Origin of the sequence: Deferrivibrio essentukiensis (assembly GCF_020480685.1) — a bacterium.
GTDB lineage: Bacteria > Chrysiogenota > Deferribacteres > Deferribacterales > Deferrivibrionaceae > Deferrivibrio > Deferrivibrio essentukiensis.
In genome coordinates this window covers 106,748-131,743 of record NZ_JAJAFU010000005.1, presented here as the reverse complement: position 1 = coordinate 131,743, position 24,996 = coordinate 106,748, and the positions used below count along the sequence as shown (strand labels likewise).

Annotated in this window: 28 protein-coding genes; 24 read left to right on the top strand and 4 right to left on the bottom strand. The window is 32.8% G+C overall.

Annotation, left to right across the window (positions count from 1 at the left end; all coding sequences use genetic code 11):
• Positions 1-2: 2 nt before the first annotated feature.
• The 3 genes from LF845_RS04485 to rnr are packed head-to-tail and all read left to right on the top strand — an operon-like array spanning position 3 to position 4,393.
• Positions 3-926, top strand: coding sequence for a two-component system sensor histidine kinase NtrB (locus tag LF845_RS04485; protein ID WP_242819805.1), 924 nt, complete (start codon positions 3-5; stop codon positions 924-926).
• A 4-nt stretch (positions 927-930) separates the two neighbouring features.
• Positions 931-2,313, top strand: a complete 1,383-nt coding sequence (locus tag LF845_RS04480; RefSeq protein ID WP_242819804.1) for a sigma-54-dependent transcriptional regulator — start codon at positions 931-933, stop codon at positions 2,311-2,313.
• The gene (gene rnr / locus LF845_RS04475) at positions 2,306-4,393 is read left to right on the top strand and encodes a ribonuclease R (RefSeq protein ID WP_278252161.1); all 2,088 of its coding nucleotides are present in this window, start codon (positions 2,306-2,308) and stop codon (positions 4,391-4,393) included. The genes LF845_RS04480 and rnr overlap by 8 nt, the downstream gene beginning before the upstream one ends.
• Before the next feature lies 1 nt (position 4,394).
• Here the strand turns inward: rnr and dinB are convergent, their stop codons facing one another.
• The 4 genes from dinB to ald all read right to left on the bottom strand — a co-directional run bounded on the left by dinB (position 4,395) and on the right by ald (position 7,659).
• A complete protein-coding gene (dinB, locus tag LF845_RS04470; RefSeq protein WP_242819802.1) occupies positions 4,395-5,573 on the bottom strand; it encodes a DNA polymerase IV in 1,179 nt (392 codons plus the stop codon).
• A complete protein-coding gene (locus LF845_RS04465; protein WP_242819801.1) occupies positions 5,566-5,808 on the bottom strand; it encodes a hypothetical protein in 243 nt (80 codons plus the stop codon). The genes dinB and LF845_RS04465 overlap by 8 nt, the downstream gene beginning before the upstream one ends.
• The gene (gene lexA / locus LF845_RS04460; protein WP_242819800.1) at positions 5,809-6,450 is read right to left on the bottom strand and encodes a transcriptional repressor LexA; all 642 of its coding nucleotides are present in this window, start codon (positions 6,448-6,450) and stop codon (positions 5,809-5,811) included.
• A gap of 96 nt (positions 6,451-6,546) precedes the next feature.
• Positions 6,547-7,659, bottom strand: a complete 1,113-nt coding sequence (gene ald, locus LF845_RS04455; RefSeq protein ID WP_242819799.1) for an alanine dehydrogenase — start codon at positions 7,657-7,659, stop codon at positions 6,547-6,549.
• A gap of 250 nt (positions 7,660-7,909) precedes the next feature.
• Here ald and LF845_RS04450 point away from each other — a divergent pair, with 250 nt between their 5' ends.
• The 21 genes from LF845_RS04450 (at position 7,910) to ribH (ending at position 24,996) form a co-directional block, all read left to right on the top strand.
• Positions 7,910-8,866: an acetyl-CoA carboxylase carboxyltransferase subunit alpha gene (locus LF845_RS04450; RefSeq protein WP_242819798.1), complete on the top strand. Its 957-nt coding sequence runs from the start codon at positions 7,910-7,912 to the stop codon at positions 8,864-8,866.
• Between the two features lie 2 nt (positions 8,867-8,868).
• Entirely contained in the window at positions 8,869-10,545 is a 1,677-nt protein-coding gene (gene mutL, locus LF845_RS04445) for a DNA mismatch repair endonuclease MutL (RefSeq protein WP_242819797.1), read from the top strand.
• The gene (gene miaA, locus LF845_RS04440; protein WP_242819796.1) at positions 10,542-11,465 is read left to right on the top strand and encodes a tRNA (adenosine(37)-N6)-dimethylallyltransferase MiaA; all 924 of its coding nucleotides are present in this window, start codon (positions 10,542-10,544) and stop codon (positions 11,463-11,465) included. The genes mutL and miaA overlap by 4 nt, the downstream gene beginning before the upstream one ends.
• A gap of 106 nt (positions 11,466-11,571) precedes the next feature.
• On the top strand, positions 11,572-11,790 hold the full coding sequence (locus LF845_RS04435; protein WP_242819795.1) for a hypothetical protein: 219 nt from the start codon (positions 11,572-11,574) through the stop codon (positions 11,788-11,790).
• Between the two features lie 78 nt (positions 11,791-11,868).
• On the top strand, positions 11,869-12,021 hold the full coding sequence (locus LF845_RS04430; RefSeq protein WP_242819794.1) for a hypothetical protein: 153 nt from the start codon (positions 11,869-11,871) through the stop codon (positions 12,019-12,021).
• Positions 12,022-12,187: 166 nt separating this feature from the next.
• Positions 12,188-12,331 (top strand): transposase, encoded by a 144-nt coding sequence (locus LF845_RS04425; RefSeq protein ID WP_242819793.1) that lies wholly within the window; start codon positions 12,188-12,190, stop codon positions 12,329-12,331.
• Positions 12,332-12,677: 346 nt separating this feature from the next.
• Complete coding sequence (hfq, locus tag LF845_RS04420) at positions 12,678-12,902, top strand: RNA chaperone Hfq (RefSeq protein WP_242819792.1); 225 nt, start codon at positions 12,678-12,680, stop codon at positions 12,900-12,902.
• Positions 12,903-12,905: 3 nt separating this feature from the next.
• Positions 12,906-13,436: a DUF4416 family protein gene (locus tag LF845_RS04415; protein WP_242819791.1), complete on the top strand. Its 531-nt coding sequence runs from the start codon at positions 12,906-12,908 to the stop codon at positions 13,434-13,436.
• Positions 13,429-14,640: a GGDEF domain-containing protein gene (locus LF845_RS04410; RefSeq protein ID WP_242819790.1), complete on the top strand. Its 1,212-nt coding sequence runs from the start codon at positions 13,429-13,431 to the stop codon at positions 14,638-14,640. The genes LF845_RS04415 and LF845_RS04410 overlap by 8 nt, the downstream gene beginning before the upstream one ends.
• Complete coding sequence (locus LF845_RS04405; RefSeq protein WP_242819789.1) at positions 14,630-15,799, top strand: hypothetical protein; 1,170 nt, start codon at positions 14,630-14,632, stop codon at positions 15,797-15,799. The genes LF845_RS04410 and LF845_RS04405 overlap by 11 nt, the downstream gene beginning before the upstream one ends.
• Entirely contained in the window at positions 15,796-16,092 is a 297-nt protein-coding gene (locus LF845_RS04400; protein ID WP_242819788.1) for an FtsB family cell division protein, read from the top strand. Before LF845_RS04405 ends, LF845_RS04400 begins: the two co-directional genes overlap by 4 nt.
• Positions 16,058-17,398, top strand: a complete 1,341-nt coding sequence (gene xseA / locus LF845_RS04395) for an exodeoxyribonuclease VII large subunit (RefSeq protein ID WP_242819787.1) — start codon at positions 16,058-16,060, stop codon at positions 17,396-17,398. The genes LF845_RS04400 and xseA overlap by 35 nt, the downstream gene beginning before the upstream one ends.
• 18 nt (positions 17,399-17,416) lie before the next feature.
• Complete coding sequence (greA, locus tag LF845_RS04390; RefSeq protein ID WP_242819786.1) at positions 17,417-17,893, top strand: transcription elongation factor GreA; 477 nt, start codon at positions 17,417-17,419, stop codon at positions 17,891-17,893.
• Positions 17,886-19,232, top strand: coding sequence for a sigma-54-dependent transcriptional regulator (locus LF845_RS11875; protein ID WP_278252158.1), 1,347 nt, complete (start codon positions 17,886-17,888; stop codon positions 19,230-19,232). The genes greA and LF845_RS11875 overlap by 8 nt, the downstream gene beginning before the upstream one ends.
• Positions 19,222-19,776, top strand: a complete 555-nt coding sequence (gene pgsA, locus LF845_RS04375) for a CDP-diacylglycerol--glycerol-3-phosphate 3-phosphatidyltransferase (RefSeq protein WP_242819785.1) — start codon at positions 19,222-19,224, stop codon at positions 19,774-19,776. The genes LF845_RS11875 and pgsA overlap by 11 nt, the downstream gene beginning before the upstream one ends.
• On the top strand, positions 19,769-20,854 hold the full coding sequence (locus tag LF845_RS04370) for a DUF362 domain-containing protein (RefSeq protein ID WP_242819784.1): 1,086 nt from the start codon (positions 19,769-19,771) through the stop codon (positions 20,852-20,854). The genes pgsA and LF845_RS04370 overlap by 8 nt, the downstream gene beginning before the upstream one ends.
• Positions 20,847-21,443, top strand: a complete 597-nt coding sequence (gene plsY, locus LF845_RS04365; RefSeq protein ID WP_242819783.1) for a glycerol-3-phosphate 1-O-acyltransferase PlsY — start codon at positions 20,847-20,849, stop codon at positions 21,441-21,443. The genes LF845_RS04370 and plsY overlap by 8 nt, the downstream gene beginning before the upstream one ends.
• The gene (gene ribD, locus LF845_RS04360; RefSeq protein ID WP_242819782.1) at positions 21,436-22,587 is read left to right on the top strand and encodes a bifunctional diaminohydroxyphosphoribosylaminopyrimidine deaminase/5-amino-6-(5-phosphoribosylamino)uracil reductase RibD; all 1,152 of its coding nucleotides are present in this window, start codon (positions 21,436-21,438) and stop codon (positions 22,585-22,587) included. Before plsY ends, ribD begins: the two co-directional genes overlap by 8 nt.
• A complete protein-coding gene (locus tag LF845_RS04355) occupies positions 22,569-23,207 on the top strand; it encodes a riboflavin synthase (RefSeq protein WP_242819781.1) in 639 nt (212 codons plus the stop codon). Before ribD ends, LF845_RS04355 begins: the two co-directional genes overlap by 19 nt.
• A gap of 80 nt (positions 23,208-23,287) precedes the next feature.
• Positions 23,288-24,496, top strand: a complete 1,209-nt coding sequence (locus LF845_RS04350; RefSeq protein WP_242819780.1) for a bifunctional 3,4-dihydroxy-2-butanone-4-phosphate synthase/GTP cyclohydrolase II — start codon at positions 23,288-23,290, stop codon at positions 24,494-24,496.
• A gap of 26 nt (positions 24,497-24,522) precedes the next feature.
• Entirely contained in the window at positions 24,523-24,996 is a 474-nt protein-coding gene (gene ribH / locus LF845_RS04345; protein WP_242819779.1) for a 6,7-dimethyl-8-ribityllumazine synthase, read from the top strand.

Genomic DNA, 24,996 nt, shown 5'->3' with positions numbered 1-24,996 from the left:
TTATGCAAAGTTATGAGGATTATGGTTTTCTAAAGTTTGATGAAAATGGGAAAATACTTGCCACTAACTCCTACGGTGAAAAGCTGCTTACAGAATTATATATGGCAGGAGTCAGTAATCTTTTTGAATATCTGGTTAGTGTTCTAAATACAGGGAAAAACATATTTAAAACTAACAAAGAGACTTATGGTATTAAATTTTTCAATCAGGAAGAGTTGAGTTTTATTATAATACCTTTAGGTGAGTTTGTTGCTTCTATTAGCGAGTTTATTGATATAAGCTCCCTTCATCATGAGATAAAAAACCCTTTAACCGCTATTGAAGGAGTAATTCAGGTAATTGAATCTAAATATGATGATGATTATCTTAAAAAATGTACAAATATTATACGAAAAGAGAGCAGTCGTATCAAATATTTGCTTGAAAGTGTAAATGTGTTGACAGACCTTAAATTGAATTACAGTGACATATATATAGATGATTTTTTAAAAAATATTGTTGATAAATTTGTGATTATTTACAATAAAATAGATTTCATTTTGTGCATAGATGATTCCATCAAAAAAGTAAGCGGTGACAGAGAAAAGCTTGAAATGGTTTTTAATAATTTGATAAAGAATGCATGTGAAGCCGCTAATACTTCCAGAGTTGAAATCAGATATGAGATTGACTCTACCATAAAGTTTTTTGATAGAGAAAAAAATGTGTTTAAAAAAATGTTAAAATTTAGTATTATTGATAATGGTAACGGTATTGACAGGGGTATTAGGAATAAACTGTTTACTCCATTTTGGACTACCAAGTCCAAAGGGAGTGGCTTGGGTCTTGTTATTTCTAAAGAGATAATTGAAAAGCATTTTGGTAAAATTGAATATAAATCTGTAGAAGGAGAGGGTACTACTTTTAGTATCTATTTGCCTGTTTGATATGATGAGAGTATTGATTTTGGATGACGAAGAAAGTATCCTTTGGGTATTAAAGGAAGGGTTATCAGACAAATCCACCGAAGTACTTACTTGTGAGACATCGCAGGAAGCCGTTGGAATTTTAAACGATTACTCCATAGATGTGTGCCTTGTTGATATATTTTTAAATAACGAAAATGGTATCGAGCTTGTTGAAAAATGGTCTAAAATTTACAATGACACTACTTTTTTGATAATGACAGCTCAAAATTCAGGTTCAAATATTATTAATTCTATGAAAGCCGGAGCAATTGATTTTGTCAGTAAGCCTTTTGATTTAAAAGAGTTGAAAGATAAGATTAATGAAATAATAAGTGATAAGGGGAATAAAAAGGTCGTCTCTTTTGAAGATGAATACGACTTTCAAACGCACAATAAAAAAATGGTAGATATTTATAAGACCATTGGCAAAATAGCAAAGACCGATATTAATGTGCTGATTCAGGGGGAGACCGGTACAGGTAAAGAAGTAATCGCCAAAATGATACACGAAAAAAGTTCAAGAAGTGGCAAACCTTTTGTGGCTATAAATATGGCTGCTATACCGAAAGAGCTTATGGAGAGCGAGCTTTTTGGTTATAGCAGGGGTGCATTTACCGGGGCAGTAGGTGATAAGCCGGGCAAATTTGAAGAAGCAAACGGTGGTACTATATTCTTGGATGAGATTTCAGAAGCTGAAATGGCCATACAATCAAAATTATTGCGTGTTTTACAGGAAAAAGAGGTTACAAGGCTTGGTTCAAATAAGACAACAAAGCTTGATATAAGGGTAATTGTTGCTACAAATGATGACTTGGAAGAGCTTGTCAGAGAAAAAAGATTTAGAGAAGATTTATATTATAGATTAAATGTAGTCACAATAAGCCTTCCATCCTTAAGGGAAAGAAAAGAGGATATCCCTGTGCTTGTGAATCATTTTTTGAAAAAGTATGCCTCTTTAGGGGAGAAGGATATATCTATTAGTACCGATGCTATGGAAGTTTTAGTTAAATATAATTGGCCGGGTAATATTAGAGAGCTTGAAAATGTTATTCAATACAGTATTGTACATTCAAGCGGAAAAACTTTGACAAAACATAACTTGCCAAATAAAGTATTTGAAATAAACGGCAAAAATGGTAAAGATTCCCTTTCCAAGCAGTTAAAAAATCTTGCTGCTGAGATTATTAGCTCAGAAACTATAAGTGAATCGTTTAATTCTTATGAGGAATATTTGAAAATAGTCGAAAAGCCGCTTATAAAAGCTGCTTTGGAAAAGACGCTTAATAATAAATCTGAAGCATCAAAGATTTTGGGAATTAACAGAAATACATTAAGAAAAAAAATAAAGGACTTAAATATTGAATAATATTGAAAGTAAAATTATTAACTTTTTGTTGGAAAAAGATAAACCCGTCAAGCTCAATGAGCTTCTCAAAGAAACAGATATTGACACTAAAAACTTAAAACAATCTCTTAAGTTACTTATAAAAGAAGGACAAATTATAAAGTTAAAATCAAACAAATATTGTCTTACCAAAAATTTGGATGTTTTGACAGGCTACCTTGACGGGCATCCTGATGGTTATGCATTTTTTGTCCCTGATGATGAAAGCATGGAAGATATATTTGTCCCCCCAAAAAAGATGAATGGTGCAGTTCACAAAGATAGGGTTGCTGTCAGAATAGAATATTTTAGGAATAAAAAGGAAGCCCGTGTAGTTAAGATACTTGAACGTGGATATAGAAAAGTTGTCGGTAGAGTTGAAAAGTCTGCACATTTTGCTCATGTTATCCCTTTCGTAAAAAAATTGTTTAACGATATATATATCCCTAAAAAATACTCTAAAAACTTGAAGGACAATGATGTAGTTTTGTGTGAAATAGTATTTTACCCGCAAGGGGGGAAAAATCCTGAAGGTAAAATATTAAAAGTCTTGGGGAATTTGAGTGATAAGGGTATTGAAAACGAAATAGTTTTATCTAAATACGAATTGGACAGAAATTTTCCTCCTGCTGTAATCAAAGAGGTTGATAAAAAAGCTCAAAATCTACTCAATAATCCTGGTAAAAGGACCGATTTTAAAAAGCTATTTACCGTTACTATTGACGGGGAGACAGCTCGTGATTTTGACGATGCCATATCTTTGGAAAAAAGTGATGACGGTTATATATTATATGTTCACATTGCAGACGTTGCTCATTTTGTAAGGCCAAACACAAGGGTAGATATAGAGGCATATAAGAGGGGTACAAGTGTATATTTTCCTGAATTTGCGATTCCAATGCTTCCGGAAAAACTATCAAATGAACTATGCAGCTTGAGACCTGATGAGATAAAACTAACTTTAACTGCCAAAATATTTTACAATAAAAATGGTGAAAGGGTTAAGTTAGAGCTGTATCAGTCTACGATTAAAAGTAATTACAGGCTTACTTACAATTATGTAAATGATATTATTGAAGGGAAGGAAAAAACAAGGAGTAAACCCCTTAAAAATCTTCTTTCTATTGCCGTTGAATTAACTAATTTACTTATAGAAAAAAGGAAGAGTCAGGGAACAATAGATTTTGATCTTCCTGAGCCGGAGTTTATTTTTGACAAAAACGGGGATTTGGTAGATATTCAGCCCCTTGAAAGAAAGTTATCCCACAGGATAATTGAAAATTTTATGATTGAAGCAAATGAGGCGGTTTCTGAATATCTTGAAAATCTTGGCGTTGTTTCTGTTTATAGAGTACATGATAAGCCGTCTGCCGTAAAAGTAAGAGAATTTTTAAATGTATTATCTACTTTTGGTATTTCGGTAGATTTGCCTGATGAAATTACCCCTAAAACTATTCAGGAGATTGCTTCAAAGTTTGAAGATAACAAGTTTGGATATATTCTAAATTCTCTGCTCGTAAAGACTATGGAAAAGGCAATTTACGATACAAAAAATATAGGACATTTTGGTCTTGCATCAAAATCTTATACGCATTTTACCAGCCCCATCAGAAGATATCCTGACCTTGTTATTCACAGACTGATAAAAAATGCTTTATTTGAATATCCTTATGATATTCCGGGTGATTTTGTAGAAAAAGCCACTAAACAATCTTCTGAAACTGAGCAGAGGGCGGAAGATGCCGAGCGTGAGATTCATCAGTTTAAAAAATTAAAATTTTTGGAAAATAATAAAGGCACAATATATGAAGCATATATAAATAGGCTTAATTCCGGCGGTATGTTTGTGTTTATTCCTAAGCTTATTATGGGTGGTTTTATACCCCTTTCAAGCCTTGATGACGATTTTTACAGCTACTTTCATAATGATAATATCATAATAGGTAAAAAGACGAGAAAGACATTTAAAGTAGGGGACAGACTGAAAGTTTCCCTTTTGAGAGTTAATTACGATTATTTGGAAGCAGACTTCCAAATTGAAACCGATGACAATGCAAAATAATTTATAATTTTTGCCAGGGGTGAAGAGTGTTTGAGCTTAACCTCTGGCAATTTAATACATTGGCAAAAGTTATTGTTAAATTTCCATATTTATGGTTTATACTGTCTATTGCAGAATATACATTTTCCCACTTTTTACTGAAAATATCGTTTATACTTCCACAGGAATATATTAAGTTGCCCAGAGAAACACCCACGTGTCTTACCCCTTTTGTCATATCTATATCTTTGGAAATATGCTTTGCTATTTCATAAATTTGGTGAGTTGCAGATGTAGGGTATCCTATTGTGTGCATTTTTGAAAATTTTGTCATATCGGAATATCTTAAATGAAAAGTTATGGTTTTACCTGCAATGTGAGCTTTTCTGGCTCTAAAAGATACCATGTCGGAAAGTTGTAGTATGTAGCTGTCTAAGAGTTTTCTGTCGAAAGTATCTTTTGGTAAAGTTATACTGTGCCCTATTGATTTTATCGGCTCATCCTCATACTTTACCCCTTCCGGATATTCGCCAAATGCCATACCGTAAATTTTTTCCCCGTTTTTCCCAAATGTCTTTATAAAAAAATCTTTATTAAGTTTTCTAATATCTTTTGTGCTGTAGATTCCAAGACTATTGAGCTTTTTTGTAAGCTTTTTCCCTATCCCCCATATGTCGTTTAAGCTAAATGTATCTAAAAATGCGTATACATCTTCGTCGTTTATTATATTTAGTCCGTCAGGTTTGTTGATTTCGGTTGCCATTTTTGCCACAAGCTTTGATTTGCCGACTCCAACTGTACATGTAATACCAAAATTTTTTTTAATATGACTTTTTATAATGTAGCCTAAGTCTTTAGGTGTAACTGCCACATCAGATATATCGATAAAAGCCTCATCTATTGAATACATTTCCACTTTGTAAGTAATTGTTTTTAAAAATTCATGTATTTGGGTAGATATGTATGAGTATTTTTTAAAATTACCTACAATAAATTTTATGTGGGGGCATAGTTTTTGTGCCATAAATTTAGGCATACCGGTTTTGACTCCGTATTTTCGAGCTTCGTAAGATGCTGTCGTGACAACTGTCCTGTCAGCAGAGCCGACTATCCCTATAGGCTTATTTTTTAGTTTTGGGTTTGAAGCAATTTCAACGGAAGCAAAATATGCATCCATATCAAGACACAAAATCTTACTCATCAACAGCCACCAGATAACATTTTAATGACTTTGTATTAAATGATATCTCGTATAGTTTTTCATTATCCATTGCGGTAAATTTTATTATATTTTCATCACCTTTTTTCTCTTTCCATCTGTAGACAACCTTTTTAAATTTTATTTTATCATTATTAAATTTAATCCATGCAGGGGTAGGTGTACCATTTTTGAAAATTATACCGGCTTCTATTTCTTTATTTATATTAGTTATCATTTACTTATCCCTGAAATCTTTTAGTACATATATAAGTTTGCCTATGACTTCAAAGTTATCTGTCTCGTTAATTATTATATCTTCATAATTTTCGTTTTCAGGTCTTAGAATAATTTTATTTTTATCTATTTTAATCCTTTTTAATGTCACTTCACCATTTATCCTAAATGCGCCTATTTCATTATTGTTTAATATATTTTGCTGTCTTATAAGGGCTAAATCTCCATCCAGTATGTTTATATTTTTCATACTGTCCCCTTCTATTTTTAGGAAAAAAGAATTTTGTATATTTGTAAGAGTATCGAGGTTAACATAGCCTTCAATATTCTCTTCAGAAATAACAGGGGTACCTGCCTTTATCTTCCCCAATATAGGTATTTCTCGGTTTAACAGTATCCCTCTTGCTAATTGGTTTGCTTTTTTTATTTTCCCTTCATCTTTTAGCTGGTCTAAAATTTTTTTAACTACAGATGTAGAATTTATTCCTGTGCCCCTACAAATTTCTCTTATAGAAGGAGGGTAGCCATTATCTGCTAAGAAATTATCAACAAAATTTAAGATTATATTTTTTCTTTCTTCTTTTGTCATAACATAATACCTTTTGAGAACATTTGTTCTCTCTGAAGATAATACAGTTTTCATATTGTGTCAAGTGTGGATATGAAAGATTGGTCTGAACTTGTTTTTAGAAATATATGATTAATATAATAAGAAAAAATCCCCATATAGGGGATTTTTTTACTGTATTAAAAGGGAAAGGTCAGTATAAGGTAATTCGTGAGCTTCAGCTACAGGCTTGCAAGTAACATGCCCGTCGTAAACATTTACCCCTTTAAAAATTGCAGGATTTTCAAGGGCAGCTTTTTTCCATCCTTTGTTAGCTATTTCAAGACCATATGAAAGTGTAGCATTTGTAAGTGCAAATGTAGATGTCCTCGCGTAAGCTCCGGGCATATTTGCAACACAATAGTGAATAATTCCATCGACTTCATACACAGGGTCTTGATGTGTAGTCGGCCTTGAGGTTTCCACGCATCCACCCTGGTCAATAGATACATCTACAATTACAGCTCCGGGCTGCATAAGTTTAAGCATATCCCTCGTAATGAGGTGAGGTGCTTTTGCACCCGGAATTAAAACCGTACCGATAACAGCATCGGCATCTTTTATTTCATTCATTATGTTATACCTGTTTGACATAATTGTTTCGCAGTTTTTGGGCAATACATCTTCAAGATATCTCATCCTTTCCAAATTTACATCCATTACAACTACCTTTGCTCCAAGCCCAGCTGCTATCTTTGCTGCGTTAATACCAGCAGTCCCTCCGCCCAATATTACAAATTTTGCACTATGAGTGCCTGCCACACCGCCGGCAAGCATACCTCTGCCACCGTATGGCTTGGCAAGAAAATGTGCTGCCATCATTGACGCCATTTTACCTGCAACCTCGCTCATAGGCTCAAGTAGAGGGAGCTTTCTGTTTACCTCTATTGTTTCGTATGCGATACCTACGACCTTTTTCTCAATAAGTCCTATTGTTTGAGGCTTGTCAGGGGCAAGATGGAGATATGTGTATAAAATTTGACCCTCTTTGAGCATTTCAATTTCAACAGCCTGAGGCTCTTTTACTTTGACAATCATTTCCGCACTGTCAAAAATTTCCTTTGCTGTATCAAGAATTTTTGCACCCTCTTTGATATATTCCTCATCAGTAATACCGCTTCCAAGCCCAGCACCTTTTTGAATCAATACCTCGTGGCCGGCCGCAACAAACTGATGCACGCCTGCAGGTGTCATACTTACTCTGTTCTCATTGTTTTTAATTTCCTTTGGTACGCCTACTATCATTGTTTCCTCCAAGTTTAGTTATAAAGTATATTTTTAAGTTTAGTTAAACTAAAAATTCATAATAACACTAAAGACAGTGCTTGTAAATAATAAAACGAATATAGTATTTTTTATGCAATGTTTCTGATATTTTATATGAAATTGACATCTTCAGATCAAATGAGGGCAGATTCAGAAAATTATTTTGCCAAATTATTTGATATGTGTTATCTATTAAAGATATATTAAATTAGCTTGGGAGTTGATTATTATGACAGTACAACCTTTAGAATTTGAATCTCAGATTTATGAACTTGAGACAAAAATAGAAGAGCTTAAAAATTTATCAAATATAGCAGATGATGATTTCAAAAGTGAAATTCAGTCTTTGGAAAAGAAGCTGGAAAAGGTTAAGGCATCTGTTTATAAAAACTTAACTCCGGCACAAAAGGTCCTTGTGGCAAGGCATCCTAACAGACCTTACACAATGGATTATATAAAGCTAATCTTTACGGATTTTTGTGAGCTTCATGGGGACAGGCTTTTTAGAGATGACCCTGCCATTGTGGCTGGTGTGGCAAAATTTGAAGGTGAGCCTGTGGTTGTGGTTGGGCATCAAAAAGGAAGAAATACCAAAGAAAATATTGTAAGAAACTTTGGTATGGCAAATCCGGAAGGTTATAGAAAGGCTCTCAGAATTTTTCATATGGCTGAAAAATTCAAAAGACCGATAATAACCTTTGTTGATACACCCGGGGCATATCCCGGAATTGGTGCCGAGGAAAGAGGGCAGGCTGAGGCCATTGCAAGAAACCTCTTTGAAATGGCAGGTTTGACTGTACCAATTATTACCGTTATTTCCGGCGAAGGGGGGAGTGGTGGCGCCCTTGGAATAGCTGTTGGGAATAAAGTATTGATGCTTGAGCATTCAATTTATGCTGTAATAAGCCCTGAAGGGTGCGCTTCTATTCTTTGGAAAGACCCATCTTACGCCAAAAGAGCAGCAGAGGCTTTAAAGTTGACGGCACAAGATTTAATTAAATTTAATATAATTGATGAAATTATTCCTGAACCATTAGGGGGAAGTCACAGAGACCACGTGCAGACCGCATCAAATGTAAGAAAGGCGATATTCAAAAGTCTGCAAGAGTTAAAATCTATGTCTCCACAACGACTTTTTGAACATAGATATGAAAAATTCAGAAAAATGGGTGTTTTTGCCGGTTAGTTGTGTCTGAAATAAAAATCTTAGATCAAAAGATTGCTAATAAAATTGCAGCAGGGGAAGTCGTAGAGCGCCCCTTTAATGTGGTAAAAGAGCTTGTTGAAAACGCTGTCGATGCCGGTGCAACTTTTATACGAATAGACATATTTGACGGTGGTCTTGGACTTATAAAGGTAACCGATAATGGCAGAGGTATTTTACCCGAAGATTTAAAGAATGCTGTCTTAAGATATTCTACCAGTAAAATATCTAACATAGAAGATGTATACAGAATTAATACTTTTGGTTTTAGAGGGGAAGCCTTAGCCGCAATATCTTCCGTAAGTGATTTTAAAATTGAGTCTAAAAGGGAAGGGTATGAAGCGGCAGAATTGCAAGTATATTTTGGAAGAGTAGGGGAGACAAAACCAGGTAAAATCCAAAATGGAACAACTGTCACCGTAAAAAATCTTTTTGAAAATGTCCCTGCAAGAAGAAAATTTATTAAATCTATTTCTGCTGAACAGAGAGAAATTATAAGATTTGTTAAAATCTTTAGCTCAATTAATCATAATATCGAGGTAGAGCTTTTTGTTGATGAAAAGAATGTGATTACTTTCTCAAAATATGACAGCATGAAAGATAGATTTATTTCATCTTTTGGTTTAAATAACGTATTTTATATTAATGATAATCATAATAATATTAAAATTGAAGCAGTTTTGTCACTGCCAAATGTTCAAAGAAATAGGAAAGACTATATTTTTGTTGGTCTTAATAATAGAGTAATAAAAGATTTTGCTTTAACTCAGGCAGTTGTTCAGGCATATTTTAGAAAATTGCCTCAAAATAAATATCCTGCAGGCGTAGTATCCATAAAAATTAATCCTGATGCAGTTGATGTGAATGTGCATCCCACAAAGATGAATGTTAAATTTTTAAATGATAGAGATGTATTTTCAGCAGTTAACAAAATTATTTCATCTAATCTCGGAAAGCAACAGTTAAGTAATAGCGGTAGCGTTGTCTATCGACTTGATAATATTCAGACAAACTATTTCGTGAAAGAGAACATTATAAATTATTCTTCAAGTGTTGATGAGTTAGTAACATCATCGTATTCTGACACTTTTGAGGAAAAGGATGAAATAAAGGTAATAGGTCAAGTTTTTGATTCTGTAATATTAGTAGAAAAGGATGGTGAAGTTTATTTTATTGACCAGCATATTGCCCATGAAAGGGTATTATATGAAAAATTTATTTCAAATACTAATAATTTTGTCACAAAAATAAAGCTTGTAGAGCCTATTATTGTAGAATTGAGTGATAATGATAAAGATATTGTATTAAATAATTTAAATAACTTTTTAAGGCTTGGATTTGAGTTAGAAGATTTTGGCGGTAATTTTATTTCTATTCTGAGTGTACCTACAAGTATTGTTCATAAAAATATAGAAAATGAGTTTGTAGAGCTTTTGAATGAGTTTAATAACAATAAAAGTGATAACTTCCTTGATTCATTATCTTTGACTATGGCATGCAAGACTGCCATAAAGGCAGGGGAAAAACTTACCGATTATGAAATGAGTAAAATTGTCAAAGATCTTTTTGAAACAAAAAATCCATACACCTGCCCTCACGGCAGGCCTATAGTTTATAAAATGAGTAAGGAAGAGATTTACAAGAAGTTTCATAGGCTATGAAGATTCCAATTATCACAGGCCCAACAGCAACCGGTAAGTCAGATTTTGTGTTAGAAGTGGCTGAGCTTTTAGATATCGAAATTATAAATGCAGACGCTTTTCAGGTCTACAAATTTATGGATATCGGGACTGCAAAGCCGAGTGCTATCGAATTGAAAAAGTGCAAACATCATTTGGTAGATATTATAACCCCCGATATTCAATACAATGTAGGGGAGTTTTTTGCGCACTGTGAGAAACTTATACCGGATATAATGTCTAAAGGAAGGCTTCCAGTGGTTGTAGGCGGTACAGGCCTTTATGTGGAGTCATTAGTAGAAGGGCTTTGTCAGGTTAGTGGTAGGGATGAAAAAATTTTTAGTAATTTGAATGTTGAGTGTGAAAAAATAGGACTTGATGCAATGTATAACAGACTGTCAAATATTGACCCAGAGTATGCTCAAAAAATTTCTAAAAATGATAAAAAGAGGACTTTAAGAGCTCTTGAGGCATACTATGTATTGGGTATCCCCTTTAGTAAGATGCACAAAAAATATCATAAAAAGCTTCCATATGATTTTGATGTGTATATTTTTAACAATGATAGGGATTTACTTTATGAGAAAATAAACAAAAGGGTCGATAAGATGATTGAGTTAGGGTGGATTGACGAGGTAAAATACCTGCTAAGTTTAGGGTATGATGAAAATTCTCCCGGTTTTAAAGCTATTGGTTACAGAGAGTTGGCTGCTTTTTTAAGATATGGTGGCGATATTGAAAGTATTATTTCAGACATAAAGAAGAAAACGAGAAATTTTGCCAAAAGGCAGCTTACATGGTTTAGACATATGAAAAATGTGAGGTTTTTAAACTTTTCAATTATTGACAGAGATGCATTTTTTAGAGAATTTACAAATAATTATAAGCCTGAAGTTAATTAATCTTGACACCTATAGTATATGGTGTAAATTGTAATTAAAACAAATTATATATACAATATTTTATTATAGGGCCTGTAAGTTAGGTTTCCTATGAGAAGAAGGGCTTATGATTCATTTATTAATGTATCTTATATTTGTAGTTGGTCTTCTCCTATTTTGCTTTATCAACGGGTGTGATGTCGGTAAAACTACTTATTATTGTGAAAAATGTGAAGGGAGTACCCCGCATAGAGAGCTTTATTGCTCATTTGAAAAAAACTACAATAGAAGAAAATTGTACATAGAGTGCAGCAAGTGCCGCTCTAAGCATGAAATATACTTATAATTAAGGCTTTTAAAAGAGACTGTTCAAAATTCCGTGTCAAGGTATTATAAAGAAGAATAAATTAGGATGAATCTTGACATGGAAAAGAAATTTAATTTTGAAAAAGAATTAGAAGATTTATTATCAGGCAAGAAATTAACAGGTAAAGATGGTATTCTAAGTTCTTTGATTAAAGAATTGGTGGAAACAGCTCTTGAAGCAGAAATAAGCATGCATTTAAATGCTGAATAGTCTGAAGACAAGAAAAAATCGCAGTAATGGCTACAATAAAAAGACAATAAAAAGCTCAGCAGGTAGTTTTGAATTAAGTACTCCATAGGGATGGTGAATTTGAGCCTCAGATAGTCAAAAAACATTAGATGACATTAGTGATGAAATAGAGGGTAAAATATTGGCTATGTATGGCTTAGGTATGAGCTATAAAGATATTTCATCGCATATAACAGAATTATATGGGATAAACATATCCCCTGTGGCAATTAGTGAAATTACAGATAAGATAATAGATAAGGTTAAAGAGTGGCAACAAAGGCCTCAATAATCTGTTTAGGGAAAAGCTTGTCACTTCCAATGTCGCTGTTTTTTGCAATTAGAATTTTATGGCTACTCCAAATAGTCACTCCTACTATTGTTAAAGTTATAATTAATGGTAGAAAGGAAATTATCTTATTCGATAGAAATGAAATTAATGTCATATACCAACTTGCCCCCAATATATAGTAACTAAAATGTTATATTATTTTTTTGCTATTCAATGTGTTTTTATTTTTAATTATAGTTTATTGTTAAAAAATGTGTTGACGTGCAAATAATCTTGAAATAATCATAAGTATATTATACAATAAGAAAGTAGTTGTTTTAAAATAAGAAGTGAGGGGATAGTTTTTATGAGTAAAAAGCTGAATATTCAAGATTTGTTTCTTAATCATGTGAGGAGAAAAAGGATACCGGTTACCGTTTATCTTATGAATGGTGTCAAACTTGAAGGGCTTGTTAAAGGGTTTGATAATTTTGTGATTGTTTTAAAAGATGAAAATCAAAAAATGATTTACAAGCACGCTATATCTACTATTGAGCCTTCAGAAGAAATACCTGAAATTGAAGTAGAATAGTTTATGGTTTTTGGCGGAGGGGTAAGAAGGCCGCTTGAGGTTGTTCTATTTTGTGCTGTTCTTTATAATGAAAATGAAATAAGTAACCCTGACAAAATATTAGAGGAAAATTTCGGAAAAATTTATATTAAATCTGAAATTTTCCCTTTTTCCCACACGACGTATTATGTGCCGGAAATGGGGGAGTCTCTTTATAAGTATTTTGCGGGGTTTAAATACTTTATGTTACCTGATGAAATAGTTTCTCTAAAACTAAAAGCCGTTGAAATAGAAGATAAATATCTGAAAAACGGTAAAAGAATGATTAATATCGACCCCGGCTATGTCGCTCTCGAAAAGGTGGTCGCTGCAAGCACTAAAAACTTTACTCATAGAATTTATATTGCAAACTCTATATATGGTGATGTACAATTAATGAGAAAGGGTAATACTTTTGAAAAACTGCCTTGGACTTTTTACGATTATACACTTGAAACAGCTTTGAGTTTTTTTGAGGATATGAGAAAACTATTAAAAGGGCATTTGGATGGATAGGCAAACTTTCTTAGTTGAGTTTGGTGAAATAATTATTGAAATACTAAAGCAATTAAGAGCAAAAAATGAAGTATTGTCTAAAGAAAATTTTAGAGATTATTTAAGTAACAATCAGAGATTTAATCTTCTTCTAAGAAAGTTGGAATGTAATGACTGTATGGATGAGTTTGCTCAGAAGTTTTTGACTTTTTTTGATAAATTATATGGAGTCATCCCTAACGACTTAATTAATCATTTTGCAGAAATTCTTAGAGGTGGGTCATATGATGAGAAAAAGCAGGTTATAATTGAGCTTATAACAATTATTGTTGATAGACTTGAAAAAAGTTATGGTGCTTTTGATAGGATAAAATCTGTTATATATGATATTGTTGCTGGTATAGATAAAACAGCTGCTCTTATAGATGAGTCTTACAATGACAAGTTAAGTATAATTTCAGATGATATTAATACTGATAAAAAATTGATAATTGAGCTTAGCCTTACCGCTGAGGAAGTATCTAAGAAAGAATCTTTAGAAGACGTCCTTGGGTATATCGTGAATCAACTTAATAACTTAAGCGAGCTAATAAAGGATAAAGTTTTAATGAAAGAGAAGTTTGTAACAGAATTGACTGAAAAAAAACAGCAAATAAAAGGTATGAAAGCCAAAATAAATATGAACAATAATATACTTGAGAAAATTAAAGATGAACTTGAAACCTACAAGGCACAGATAATACGTGATTATTTGACAGGGCTTTACAATCGTCAATATTTTGATGAGGTTGTCGAGAGGGTGGCAGAGGAATATGAAAGATATGGGAAAACATTTAGTATTATTTTTATAGATATAGATGATTTTAAATCGGTTAATGATAATTACGGACATGTAGTCGGAGATTTTGTATTGAAATATTTGGCTAATATTTTAAAAAGGAATATTAGGAAGGTTGATTTTGCTTTTAGATATGGCGGTGAAGAGTTTGTCATAGTAATGCCTAACACTTGTATCAAAAACGCAACGATTGTGGCCGAAAGGATATTAGCGGATTTAAGAAAAACTGTTTTTAAATATAAAAATATCGATATCAAGCTTACTGCAAGTATAGGCGTGGAAGAGATGAAAGAGGGTTACACCTCGACAATGATTGTTGAAGAAGCAGACAAAAAAATGTTAGAAGCCAAATCATCAGGTAAAAACAGGGTAGTTAGTGAGCACTAATATTACTGCATTTCTTGAAGATTTAAAGAAAGTTGATAAACCTGATAAAGAAAAAATATTATTGCTCAAAAAAACCTTGCTTATTGAATTTAATATAGAAGACCACATAGATTTATTCAAAAAATTTGATATTTTAGACACAATTACCTCTGATATAGTTTTAAAAAAATCTACTGAAGAGCAAGTCAAAACAATACTTTCCTTAAATCTTCCTATAAAAGAATCTGCATATCCAGTAATAGCTTTTGGCGTACTAAAAAATTACAGGGGACTGATAAAGGAGCTATATCAATTTCTCGTAAAAATTTCAGACAGTGGTTTAAAATCTATTATCAATGATGCCTTATTTGATAGCAACTATTTTATTTATCTTTGTCGTTTGATGAAAAATGATGTGAGATTTTTTTCAATTGTTGTTCAACTTAAAAAGTATGACAAAAATGTACTCTCCATTTTTGCTGAAAGTAGCGAGCCAGAAGTGCTTTTTAGGGTTGGTAATATCAGACATATAGTAGAAAATGATGATGAGTTAATAAAAAAGATTTTATTCAACCCTTTTTCCCCAGATGAAACTATAACTCTAATGAAACAGATAATGATAGATAAGGCTGAAACCTTTAAATCTTTGCAAGAAAAAGTTGAAAGTGAAAGTGAAGATGAAGTTACAAACGAAGAAATTAAAGATTTGATAACAATTGATCAAAATATTGATGTCAAAGAAAGTTTTATAGAAAAAAAAGTAAATGAAAATATTTATAATAAAATTAATAAAATGAATATGGCAGAGAAAATTAAATTGGCACTAAAAGGGAATAAAACAGCCAGAATGCTTTTGATAAGAGACCCTAATAAACAAGTTTCTTTAAATGTTTTAAAAAATCCAAAGATTACCGAGCAGGAGATTGAGTTTATTCTAAAAAATAAGGCAACAGGGGAGCATATTATCAGAGAGGTTGCAAGGACAAGTGCATTTATAAAAGACTATAATATACTAAGAGAGATTGTTTTTCACCCAAAGACACCATTAAATATAAGTATGACCTTTATGAACAGACTTTTTGTTACCGATTTGGAAAAACTCTCAAAATCAAGAGATGTGCCTGCAAATTTAAAAAATCAAGCTATCAGATTACTTAAAGTAAAGACGGGTAATAAATGAAAAATAATATTTTGTATATTTTTATTATTCTGATACTTCTTATTTATTTTATATTTGGCAGCAATGGGTTATTGAAATATAATGACCTGCTTGAGATAAAAGAATCTTATGAGCGTCAGATAGTTGAACTTGAAGAAAAAATTAATGACCTTGAGAAGAGGATAGAATTATTAAAAAGGGATAAAGATTATCTTGAAGAAACAATAAAAAAAGAGTTGAATATGGCAAAACCGAATGAGGATTTGTATATAATACTTGATGATAATGAAACTGACAGTAACGGAAATAACTAAAAAAATTAAGTTTTTACTTGAAAGCAATTTCAATAGCCCTGTGTGTGTTGTAGGGGAAATATCAAACCTTTCTGTGTCACCATCCGGGCATATCTATTTTACTCTTAAGGATGAGTCTGCTCAAATTAAGGTGGTATTCTTTAAGCGTTACAGAATGGCCAATACTTACAAGCTTAACCAGGGTGATAAGGTAGAAGTGATAGGTGATTTGTCCGTATATGAAAGTGATGGTTTGTATCAGATTATAGCTCGTAAGGTTGTATATGACTCTGCAGGAGATTTTTACAAAAGGTTTGAGGAAACTAAACGTATTTTAGAAAAAGAGGGTTTATTCGATAAAGATAAAAAAAAGGATATCCCTTTGATTGTAAAGAATGTAGCTGTCCTTACTTCTCCAACAGGTGCCGCAATAAAAGATTTTATACAGACATTAAAGTTAAATAGGGTTGGGTTAAATATCGATATATGGCCTGTTCAGGTGCAAGGGGCTCAAGCTATAAAGGATATTATTTCAAAAATGCAAGTTCTTGATAGGTATGTAGGTATTTATGACGTAGTTATTCTTATGCGTGGCGGTGGTTCTCTTGAAGACCTGATAATTTTTAATGATGAAACGTTGGCTCGAGAATTTTTTAAATTGAAAATACCTACAATATCCGCGATTGGTCATGAAAGAGATTTTTCCATATGTGATTTTGTCGCAGATCTTAGGGTATCTACCCCTACTGCTGCAGCTGAAACACTTAGTAAACCTTATCTGGAATTAAGAAATAGAATAAGGGATAATATTAATAAAATTATTAGAATGTCCCAGATTAAGCTTGATAAGAATTATCAACTGCTGGATAAATTTCTCTCATTGGTTTCTTATAAAAATCCAAAGAATATCATAAAAAACAAGAAAGAAATAGTTGATAAATATTTATCGGATATTACTTCTGGCATAGGTTTAAAAATTAAAAATAAGTATTTAATATTAAATGAAAAACTGTATATAGTAGAGAAAAAAAATCCAATAAATATTGTAAACGAATTAAAAAGCAAAGTAAGGCATATTGACAGTTTATTATCAAGCTCAATAAATAATAAAATTGAAAAATGCAAGTTTTCGTTAGATATTTTAAATCAAAAACTTAAACTTCTTAATCCAGAAAATATTCTTGAAAGAGGATATAGTATTGTTTATAAAAACAAAATACCTGTAGGAAGTCTAAACGACGTAAATTTGGAAGATTATCTTGAAATTCAATTCAAAGATGGATATACTAGCGTCTTTGTTACAGGGAAAAAGGTGAAAAAAGATTAAAGTTTTCGGAGGAATTAAATGGACAGGATACCTATTACAAAAGAAGGGTACCAAAAAATAAAATCTGAGCTTGAGAGGCTAAAGACTGTTGAAAGGCGAGCTGTAGTAGAAGCAATAAAAGAGGCAAGAGGACACGGAGATTTGAGTGAAAATGCAGAATATGACGCTGCCAAAGAGAGGCAGGGGATGATTGAGGCAAAGATTGCCGAGCTCGAAAGCAAAATGGGTAAGTTTGAAATAATCGATACAGATAATTTGACTACGGATAAAGTTGTCTTTGGTGTGTATGTAGAAATAGAAAATGTTGAAAGTGATGAAATAAAGAAATACAGAATTGTTGGCCCCGATGAAAGTGATATTTCAAGAGGTTATATTTCTGTATTTTCTCCAATTGCAAGGGCTTTAATAGGTAAAAAAGTCGGGGATGAAGTAGTGGTAAATGCCCCCGGTGGTGAAATAGAATACGAAATAATAAATATTACAAAGGATGCCTAAATATTCAATACTTGTAGTAGATGATGAAAAGTCTTTCAGGGAGTTTTTAGAGATTCTTTTCCTCGATGAAGGTTTTTCTGTATTTACTGCAAAGTCAATTTCTACTGCCGTTGAAATTCTAAAAAATGAAAAGGTTGATCTTGTCCTTTTTGATCTGATGCTTGGTAATGAAGACGGTTTACAAATACCAAGGTTAGCATCGGAAATAGGTATAAATATTCCTTTTATTTTAATGACTGCATACGCAAACACTGAAACAGCTCTGGAGTCTATAAGGTTAGGTGTTGTAGATTATGTGACAAAGCCATTTGATACGCAAAAGCTAGTAGATACAATCAAAAACATATTACACGAAAACACTCAGAGTGAAGTTAGTGAATGTTGTGATGAATTAAAAGAGATTGTTGGTGTAAGTGACTGTATTATAAAGGTTAAAAAAAGTATTATAGATGTAGCCGGGACTGATTCTACTGTTTTGATTTCAGGTGAAAGCGGTACAGGTAAAGAGGTAGTTGCAAGAGCAATTCATAAATTAAGTAATAGGAATAAATATGAATTTGTTGCGATAAACTGCGGAGCAATCCCTTCAGACCTTTTGGAAGCCGAACTTTTTGGATATAAAAAAGGCTCTTTTACAGGCGCCGTATCTGAAAAAAAGGGGCTCTTTGAAATTGCCAATCATGGGACTATTTTTCTCGATGAAATAGGCGATATGCCTTTATTTCTTCAGGTTAAATTATTGAGAGTGTTGCAGGAGCGAAAAATATTGCCGATAGGTGGCACAAATTACATAGACATTGATGTCAGAGTGATTGCAGCTTCAAATAAAGATTTGTTGGAAGAGATAGAAAAAAATAATTTCAGAAAAGATCTTTTCTATAGGCTTAATGTTGTTAATATTTTTATACCTCCACTAAGGGACAGAAAGGTCGATATCCCTTACTTGGCAAAACATTTTTTAGAAAAATATAGCCGACTGCTTAATAAAGAGATAAATGATATATCTTTTGCTGTAATGGAAATGCTAAAAAGATATGATTATCCCGGTAATGTTAGGGAATTAGAAAATATCATAGAAAGAGCAGTAGTAGTTGAAAAATCAAATAAACTTTTACCTACAAGTATTTCTGAACATATTTTTGAAGACAAATACGATATAACAGAAGTGTCTGAAATAACTTTGCCTGTAAATTTGGAAAGTTTGGTTGAAAAATTAGAAGAAAAGTATATAAAGAAGGCACTTGAAGTAGCTCAAAATAATCAAAGTAAAGGAGCAAAACTTTTAGGGCTTACTTTAAGAACATTTAGATATAAGATGAGTAAATATGATGTTAAATAAGAATTTTTTTAATCTTCCCAATCAGTTAACCATATTGAGAGTAATCCTAATACCTGCATTTTTAATCTTTTTATATTTTGACACATACGTGACAAACGTAATTGCCGCAGTAATTTTTGCTGTTGCATCATTGACAGACTTTGTTGACGGATATCTTGCAAGAAAATACAATATAGTAACTGACATTGGAAAAATTTTAGACCCTGTTGCTGATAAAATATTGGTAGCCTCGTCATTAATAGCCCTCATGGAGCTTGGCAGAGTTGAAGGGGTGGTTGTTATTTTATTGTTGTCAAGGGATTTTGCGGTTGGTGCACTGAGAGATTTATCTGCAAGTAAAGGCAAAATTATTGCAGCCGGCTTTTCCGGGAAATTAAAAACTGTTTTTCAAATGATAGCAGTTGGATTTCTCATATATAAAAATAATCTCATAGGTATAGATATCTTCTTTATCGGCAAAATATTAATTTATCTGTCTGTGGTGTTGTCAATTTATTCAGGTGTGGAATACTATATAAAGTTTTTTGCAAAAATTAATGAATAAGGTCTACGTAAAAGATATTAACTCTTACTTTGATGATGAACTCTGTGCATTCATTGAAAAATTTTTTAATGATAATAAACTAATTTTTAATGATATTAAAACTATACTTTTGAAGCCAAACATATTGCAAGCCAGCCCCCCTGAAAATGGAGTGACGACACATCCTGAGTTTATTCGTGCAGTTATTAAGGCGCTTAAAAAAAATGGTGATTTTCAGATATTGTTAGGCGATAGTCCAGGAGCAAATTTTAAAAATTACGAAAAGGTTTTGGAAGTTACCGGCATTAAAAAAGTTTGTAAAGACGAGAATATTGAGATAATAAGTATAGAAAGTTATAAGCCACTAAATATTGATGATATGGTTATATCCTCTGTGTTTGAGAATGTCGATTTAATAATCAACCTTCCAAAGCTTAAAACTCATTCACTAACAGGCTTAACTTTAGCCGTAAAAAATCTGTTCGGACTTATCCCAGGTACTAATAAAGTTAATTATCACCGCAAAAATCCTGTAGATACTGATTTAGCAGATTCTATTTTCAAAATTTATGATTTGGTAAAAGATAAAACCATACACATACTTGATGGAATAATTGCACATGAAGGGGATGGACCGTCAAGAGGGACACCTGTCAGCCTAAACCTTGTTGCTGCTGCAACAGATGCTGTGTCATTAGATATGGCAATTTGCGATATATTGGATCTTGATAGGGAAATATGTTTAACTAATTGCTCTGCCATTAAAAAAGGTTATAATGTGAATTTTAAATTGACTGAAAATGTTTCTAAAAGAAAAATAAAACTCCCCATATCTAAGCGAATGTTTAGTCCGCCCAAATTTTTAAAAAGCATGGTAGCAAAAAATATTTATGTAAAACCAGAGGTTAATGAAAATTGCATAGGATGTTTATTGTGCTTGAAGAGTTGCCCTGTGTATGCTATTAAAAGCACGTCAAATAAACGTGTAATAATTGATAAAAGTAAATGTATAGAGTGCTTTTGTTGTCATGAAGTTTGTGAGTCGGGTGCCATAGATTTAAAAAGGTCATTTTTACATAGGATAATTGTCAATGATTAAGATTTTAATACCTTTATCTTGCTATTTTTTAGGTGCAATACCCTTTTCTTATATTATTGTAAAGTTAGTTAAAGGGATTGACTTAAGGACTGTGGGGAGCGGAAATGTAGGTGCTACTAATGCCGGGCGTGTGCTTGGCAAATGGGGCTTTATTTCGGCTTTTTTGTTGGATATGTTTAAAGCATTTTTACCCTTACTAATGCTAAAAAACTTCTTCCACTACGATATGAACTTTCTGCTAATATGTGCTTTGGCTTTAATTATAGGTCATACATATACAATATTTTTAAGCTTTAAAGGTGGAAAAGGGGTTGCAACGGGGCTTGGGATTTTTCTGGCACTTAGCCCGAAAAGTATAATATTAGCACTTATTGTGTTTCTTGTGATGGTAAGTATTTTTAGGATGGTTTCATTAGGTTCTGTTTCAGCTGCAATAACTCTTTTAATTACTGTTATTTTCACAGAGAGTAATGCTAATTTTAAAATATTCACATTTATAATTGCTGTTTTTGTCATATATAAACACAAAGATAATATTAAAAGAATACTTAATGGTACAGAGAAAAGAATAGGAGAGAAAGTTGGTTAATCCTCATAAAATAATGGAAGAAGCTGCAAAACTTGCATTACTCGGGAAAGGTTATAATAAAACTAACCCTGTTGTAGGTGCATGTGTTGTCAAAGATTCTAAAATAATATCAAGAGGCTATCATACAGGCTATGGTAATCCTCACGCCGAAGTCGAAGCTATTGATAACGCACCTGAAAGTGTCAAAGGAGCTGACCTATATGTGACACTTGAGCCTTGCTCTCATTATGGGAAAACGCCCCCTTGTACAAAAATGATTATTGAATCGGGGATTAAGCGGGTGTTTATTGGTGTTGTTGACCCAAACCCAAAAAATGCTGGCAATGGAATTAATGAGCTTATCAATAACGGTATCGAAGTTTTTGTAGGTTTTGCTGAAAATTTGTGTGCTTCATTAATTGAAGATTTTGCTAAAACTGTTTATGCAAAAGAGCCATTCTATACATTAAAAATTGCCCAGAGTCTTGATGGCAAAATTGCCACAAAAAACGGAGCATCAAAATGGATTACCAGTGAATCTTCAAGGATTTATTCCCATTATCTAAGAAGTATTTCAGATGCAGTACTTGTAGGGATTGATACCGTAATAAAAGATAATCCAAGTTTGAATGTAAGGCTGTTACCTACTGATAATGAGCCTACAAAAATAATACTTGATTCAAACCTTAAAATCCCTTTAGAAAGTGAACTTGTGACGAAATTTTCAAAAAATCTTGTGATATTTACCAAAGAAGAGAGCTTAAACTTTGAGAAATGTAGGATTCTAACAGACTTAGGGGTACAGATTTTTCCTTGCGACACTATGGATAGCGGATTAAACCTTAAAACTATTTCAAGGCAACTTCTCGATTTAAATATTATGAATGTTCTTGTAGAGGGTGGCTCTAAAATTTTTGGCAGTTTTATAAGAGAAAAATGTGCCGATAAGCTAAACCTTTTTGTAGCGCCATTAATAATAGGGGATGGGATTAGCTCAATTCAGGGTGTGAGCTTTAGCAATATCGCTGATTGTATTAAAATTGATAACTATACTCAAAAGCAATTTGAAAATGACATATTGATATCAGCAAATCTTTCTGACTTTAAAAAAGATGTGCTTGAGCTAACTGAAAGGGTAAGAAACAGATGTTCACAGGGATTATAGAAGAGCTTGGTAAAATTAAAAATCTGAGTGTTAAGGGTAGGGACGCTGTTATTTGTATTGAAGCTTTAAAAGTGATTGAAGGTACAAAAATAGGTGATTCTATAGCTGTTAACGGAGTTTGTTTGACAGTAGTTAAAATGGATAAAAATATGTTTTGGGCGGATTTAAGTTTTGAAACTTTAAACAAGAGCTCGTTACAAAACTTAAAACCTTCAAATTTTGTAAACCTTGAGAGAGCATTAACTTTAAGTACAAGGCTTGGCGGACATATTGTGTCCGGTCATGTGGACTGTGTGGGAAAAATAGCGGGAATAGACAGGAAAGGTGATTCCTATGAATTAAAAGTTTCTTACAGTAAAGAAGTTGACAAATTTATTGCCTTAAAAGGCTCTGTTACTTTGGATGGTATCAGTCTAACAGTCTCGAATATAAAAAATAATGTCCTTAGTGTTGCAGTTATTCCACACACCTTTGAAAATACAAATCTTAAATTCAAAAGAGTAGGTGATTTAATAAATTTAGAAGTAGATGTAATTGCAAGATATCTGGAAAAATTGATGAATAAAAGTGATTATAACAGTAATTTAAAGGATGGGCTTTTTGGGTTGAATTTAGATTAATTATGCCAAATTTTTTACTTGATAGTTTCGAATAATAAAGATAGTTTAACAAGAATAAATTATAATTTTAGGGAGATTTTATGGATAGAAGCGTCAGATATTCGGTAGAAGAAGCGATTGAAGATTTTAAAAAAGGAAAAATGATTATTTTGGTAGATGATGAGGATAGAGAGAATGAAGGTGATTTAGTTATTGCAGCTGATTTTGTAACTGCCGAAGCTATTAATTTTATGGCAAAATATGGTAGAGGTCTAATTTGTCTTAGTATGTCTGAAGAGATGTGTGACAGACTTGATTTACCTTTAATGGTTGATAATAGAAGTAATTCAGCAAGGTTTGGCACTGCTTTTACTGTTTCAATTGAAGCTAAAGAAGGGGTTACCACCGGCATCTCCGCTTATGATAGGGCACACACTATTAAGGTTGCCATCAACCCTAATTCCAAACCTGAAGATCTTGCAAGACCGGGCCATATTTTCCCATTGAGAGCAAGAAATGGCGGTGTGCTTGTAAGAGCAGGACAAACTGAAGGTTCTGTAGATCTTGCAAAGATGGCTGGACTTACACCAGCTGCAGTTATTTGTGAAATTATGAACGATGACGGCTCTATGGCCAGAATGCCTCAATTGGAAGAATTCGCGAAAAAACATGATATAAAAATCTTAACTATTGCAGATTTAATTGCTTATCGGACAGATCATGAAACTATTGTGGAAGAGGTTGCTGTAGCCAAGATGCCCACCCTTTTTGGTGAATTTAATATTAAGGGCTTCAAAAGTAAAGTTGATGGACAGGAAGCTGTAGCACTTATTAAAGGTGATCTTAAATCTGTGGATAAGGTTATGGTGAGAGTCCACTCACAATGTTTAACAGGGGAAGTTTTTGGCTCTTTAAGATGTGACTGCAGGGATCAGCTACAAGCTTCTATGGAGATGATTGAAAAAGAAGGTGTTGGAGTAATCTTATACATGTTTCAGGAAGGAAGAGGTATTGGAATACTCAATAAAATTAAAGCATATAAGCTTCAGGAAGAAGGATATGACACAGTTGAGGCAAATTTGCATCTTGGATTTGGTGCAGACCTTAGAGATTATGGATTTGGGGCACAGATTTTAAAGTTTTTAGGGATAAAAAAGCTTAGACTCTTAACAAATAATCCCAAAAAGATACATTGTTTGTCAGGGTATGGGCTTGAAGTTGTCGAACGTGTACCTGTAGTTTGTGGCGTAAGACCGGAAAATGAACGTTATATAAAAACAAAAGTGGAAAAAATGGGGCATGAAATATAAATATAACACTAATAGGAGAGTAGGTTATGAGTTACTTAATAAAAGAAGGAAATTATAACGGAAAAGGGTTTAAATTTGCGATTGTTTGCTCAAGATTTAATGATTTTATTGTAAAAAGTTTGGTTTCAGGAGCGTATGACGCATTGATAAGACACGAAGTAAACCCTGAAGATATTTGTGTATATAAAGTTCCAGGGGCATTTGAAATACCTTTGATGTGCAAAAAATTGGCCGATACAAAAAGGTTTGATGCTGTTATTGCTGTTGGTGCGGTAATAAGAGGCTCGACTCCACACTTTGAGTATGTTTCCTCTGAAGTTGCAAAAGGGGTAGCTAAGGCCGGATACGATACAGGCGTACCTGTTATTTTCGGAGTATTAACTACTGATACAATAGAGCAAGCTGTTGAAAGGGCAGGTACAAAAGCGGGGAATAAAGGTGCTGAAGCAGCTATGTCTGCTCTTGAATTTGTAAATTTATTAAAGGATGAGAGTTTATAA

Bases quoted from the DNA above. Each gene is read 5' to 3' on its own strand.
- plsY (WP_242819783.1), top strand. From the start codon at position 20,847: ATGATTAAGATTTTAATACCTTTATCTTGCTATTTTTTAGGTGCAATA.
- LF845_RS04410 (WP_242819790.1), top strand. From the start codon at position 13,429: ATGGATAGGCAAACTTTCTTAGTTGAGTTTGGTGAAATAATTATTGAA.
- LF845_RS04485 (WP_242819805.1), top strand. From the start codon at position 3: ATGCAAAGTTATGAGGATTATGGTTTTCTAAAGTTTGATGAAAATGGG.
- lexA (WP_242819800.1), bottom strand. From the start codon at position 6,450: ATGAAAACTGTATTATCTTCAGAGAGAACAAATGTTCTCAAAAGGTAT.
- ribH (WP_242819779.1), top strand. From the start codon at position 24,523: ATGAGTTACTTAATAAAAGAAGGAAATTATAACGGAAAAGGGTTTAAA.
- LF845_RS04400 (WP_242819788.1), top strand. From the start codon at position 15,796: ATGAAAAATAATATTTTGTATATTTTTATTATTCTGATACTTCTTATT.
- LF845_RS04350 (WP_242819780.1), top strand. From the start codon at position 23,288: ATGGATAGAAGCGTCAGATATTCGGTAGAAGAAGCGATTGAAGATTTT.
- LF845_RS04480 (WP_242819804.1), top strand. From the start codon at position 931: ATGAGAGTATTGATTTTGGATGACGAAGAAAGTATCCTTTGGGTATTA.
- LF845_RS04465 (WP_242819801.1), bottom strand. From the start codon at position 5,808: ATGATAACTAATATAAATAAAGAAATAGAAGCCGGTATAATTTTCAAA.
- LF845_RS11875 (WP_278252158.1), top strand. From the start codon at position 17,886: ATGCCTAAATATTCAATACTTGTAGTAGATGATGAAAAGTCTTTCAGG.
- hfq (WP_242819792.1), top strand. From the start codon at position 12,678: ATGAGTAAAAAGCTGAATATTCAAGATTTGTTTCTTAATCATGTGAGG.
- greA (WP_242819786.1), top strand. From the start codon at position 17,417: ATGGACAGGATACCTATTACAAAAGAAGGGTACCAAAAAATAAAATCT.
- LF845_RS04355 (WP_242819781.1), top strand. From the start codon at position 22,569: ATGTTCACAGGGATTATAGAAGAGCTTGGTAAAATTAAAAATCTGAGT.
- LF845_RS04430 (WP_242819794.1), top strand. From the start codon at position 11,869: ATGGAAAAGAAATTTAATTTTGAAAAAGAATTAGAAGATTTATTATCA.
- LF845_RS04415 (WP_242819791.1), top strand. From the start codon at position 12,906: ATGGTTTTTGGCGGAGGGGTAAGAAGGCCGCTTGAGGTTGTTCTATTT.
- dinB (WP_242819802.1), bottom strand. From the start codon at position 5,573: ATGAGTAAGATTTTGTGTCTTGATATGGATGCATATTTTGCTTCCGTT.
- LF845_RS04370 (WP_242819784.1), top strand. From the start codon at position 19,769: ATGAATAAGGTCTACGTAAAAGATATTAACTCTTACTTTGATGATGAA.
- miaA (WP_242819796.1), top strand. From the start codon at position 10,542: ATGAAGATTCCAATTATCACAGGCCCAACAGCAACCGGTAAGTCAGAT.
- LF845_RS04425 (WP_242819793.1), top strand. From the start codon at position 12,188: ATGTATGGCTTAGGTATGAGCTATAAAGATATTTCATCGCATATAACA.
- pgsA (WP_242819785.1), top strand. From the start codon at position 19,222: ATGTTAAATAAGAATTTTTTTAATCTTCCCAATCAGTTAACCATATTG.
- LF845_RS04450 (WP_242819798.1), top strand. From the start codon at position 7,910: ATGACAGTACAACCTTTAGAATTTGAATCTCAGATTTATGAACTTGAG.
- ald (WP_242819799.1), bottom strand. From the start codon at position 7,659: ATGATAGTAGGCGTACCAAAGGAAATTAAAAACAATGAGAACAGAGTA.
- LF845_RS04435 (WP_242819795.1), top strand. From the start codon at position 11,572: ATGATTCATTTATTAATGTATCTTATATTTGTAGTTGGTCTTCTCCTA.
- xseA (WP_242819787.1), top strand. From the start codon at position 16,058: ATGATAATGAAACTGACAGTAACGGAAATAACTAAAAAAATTAAGTTT.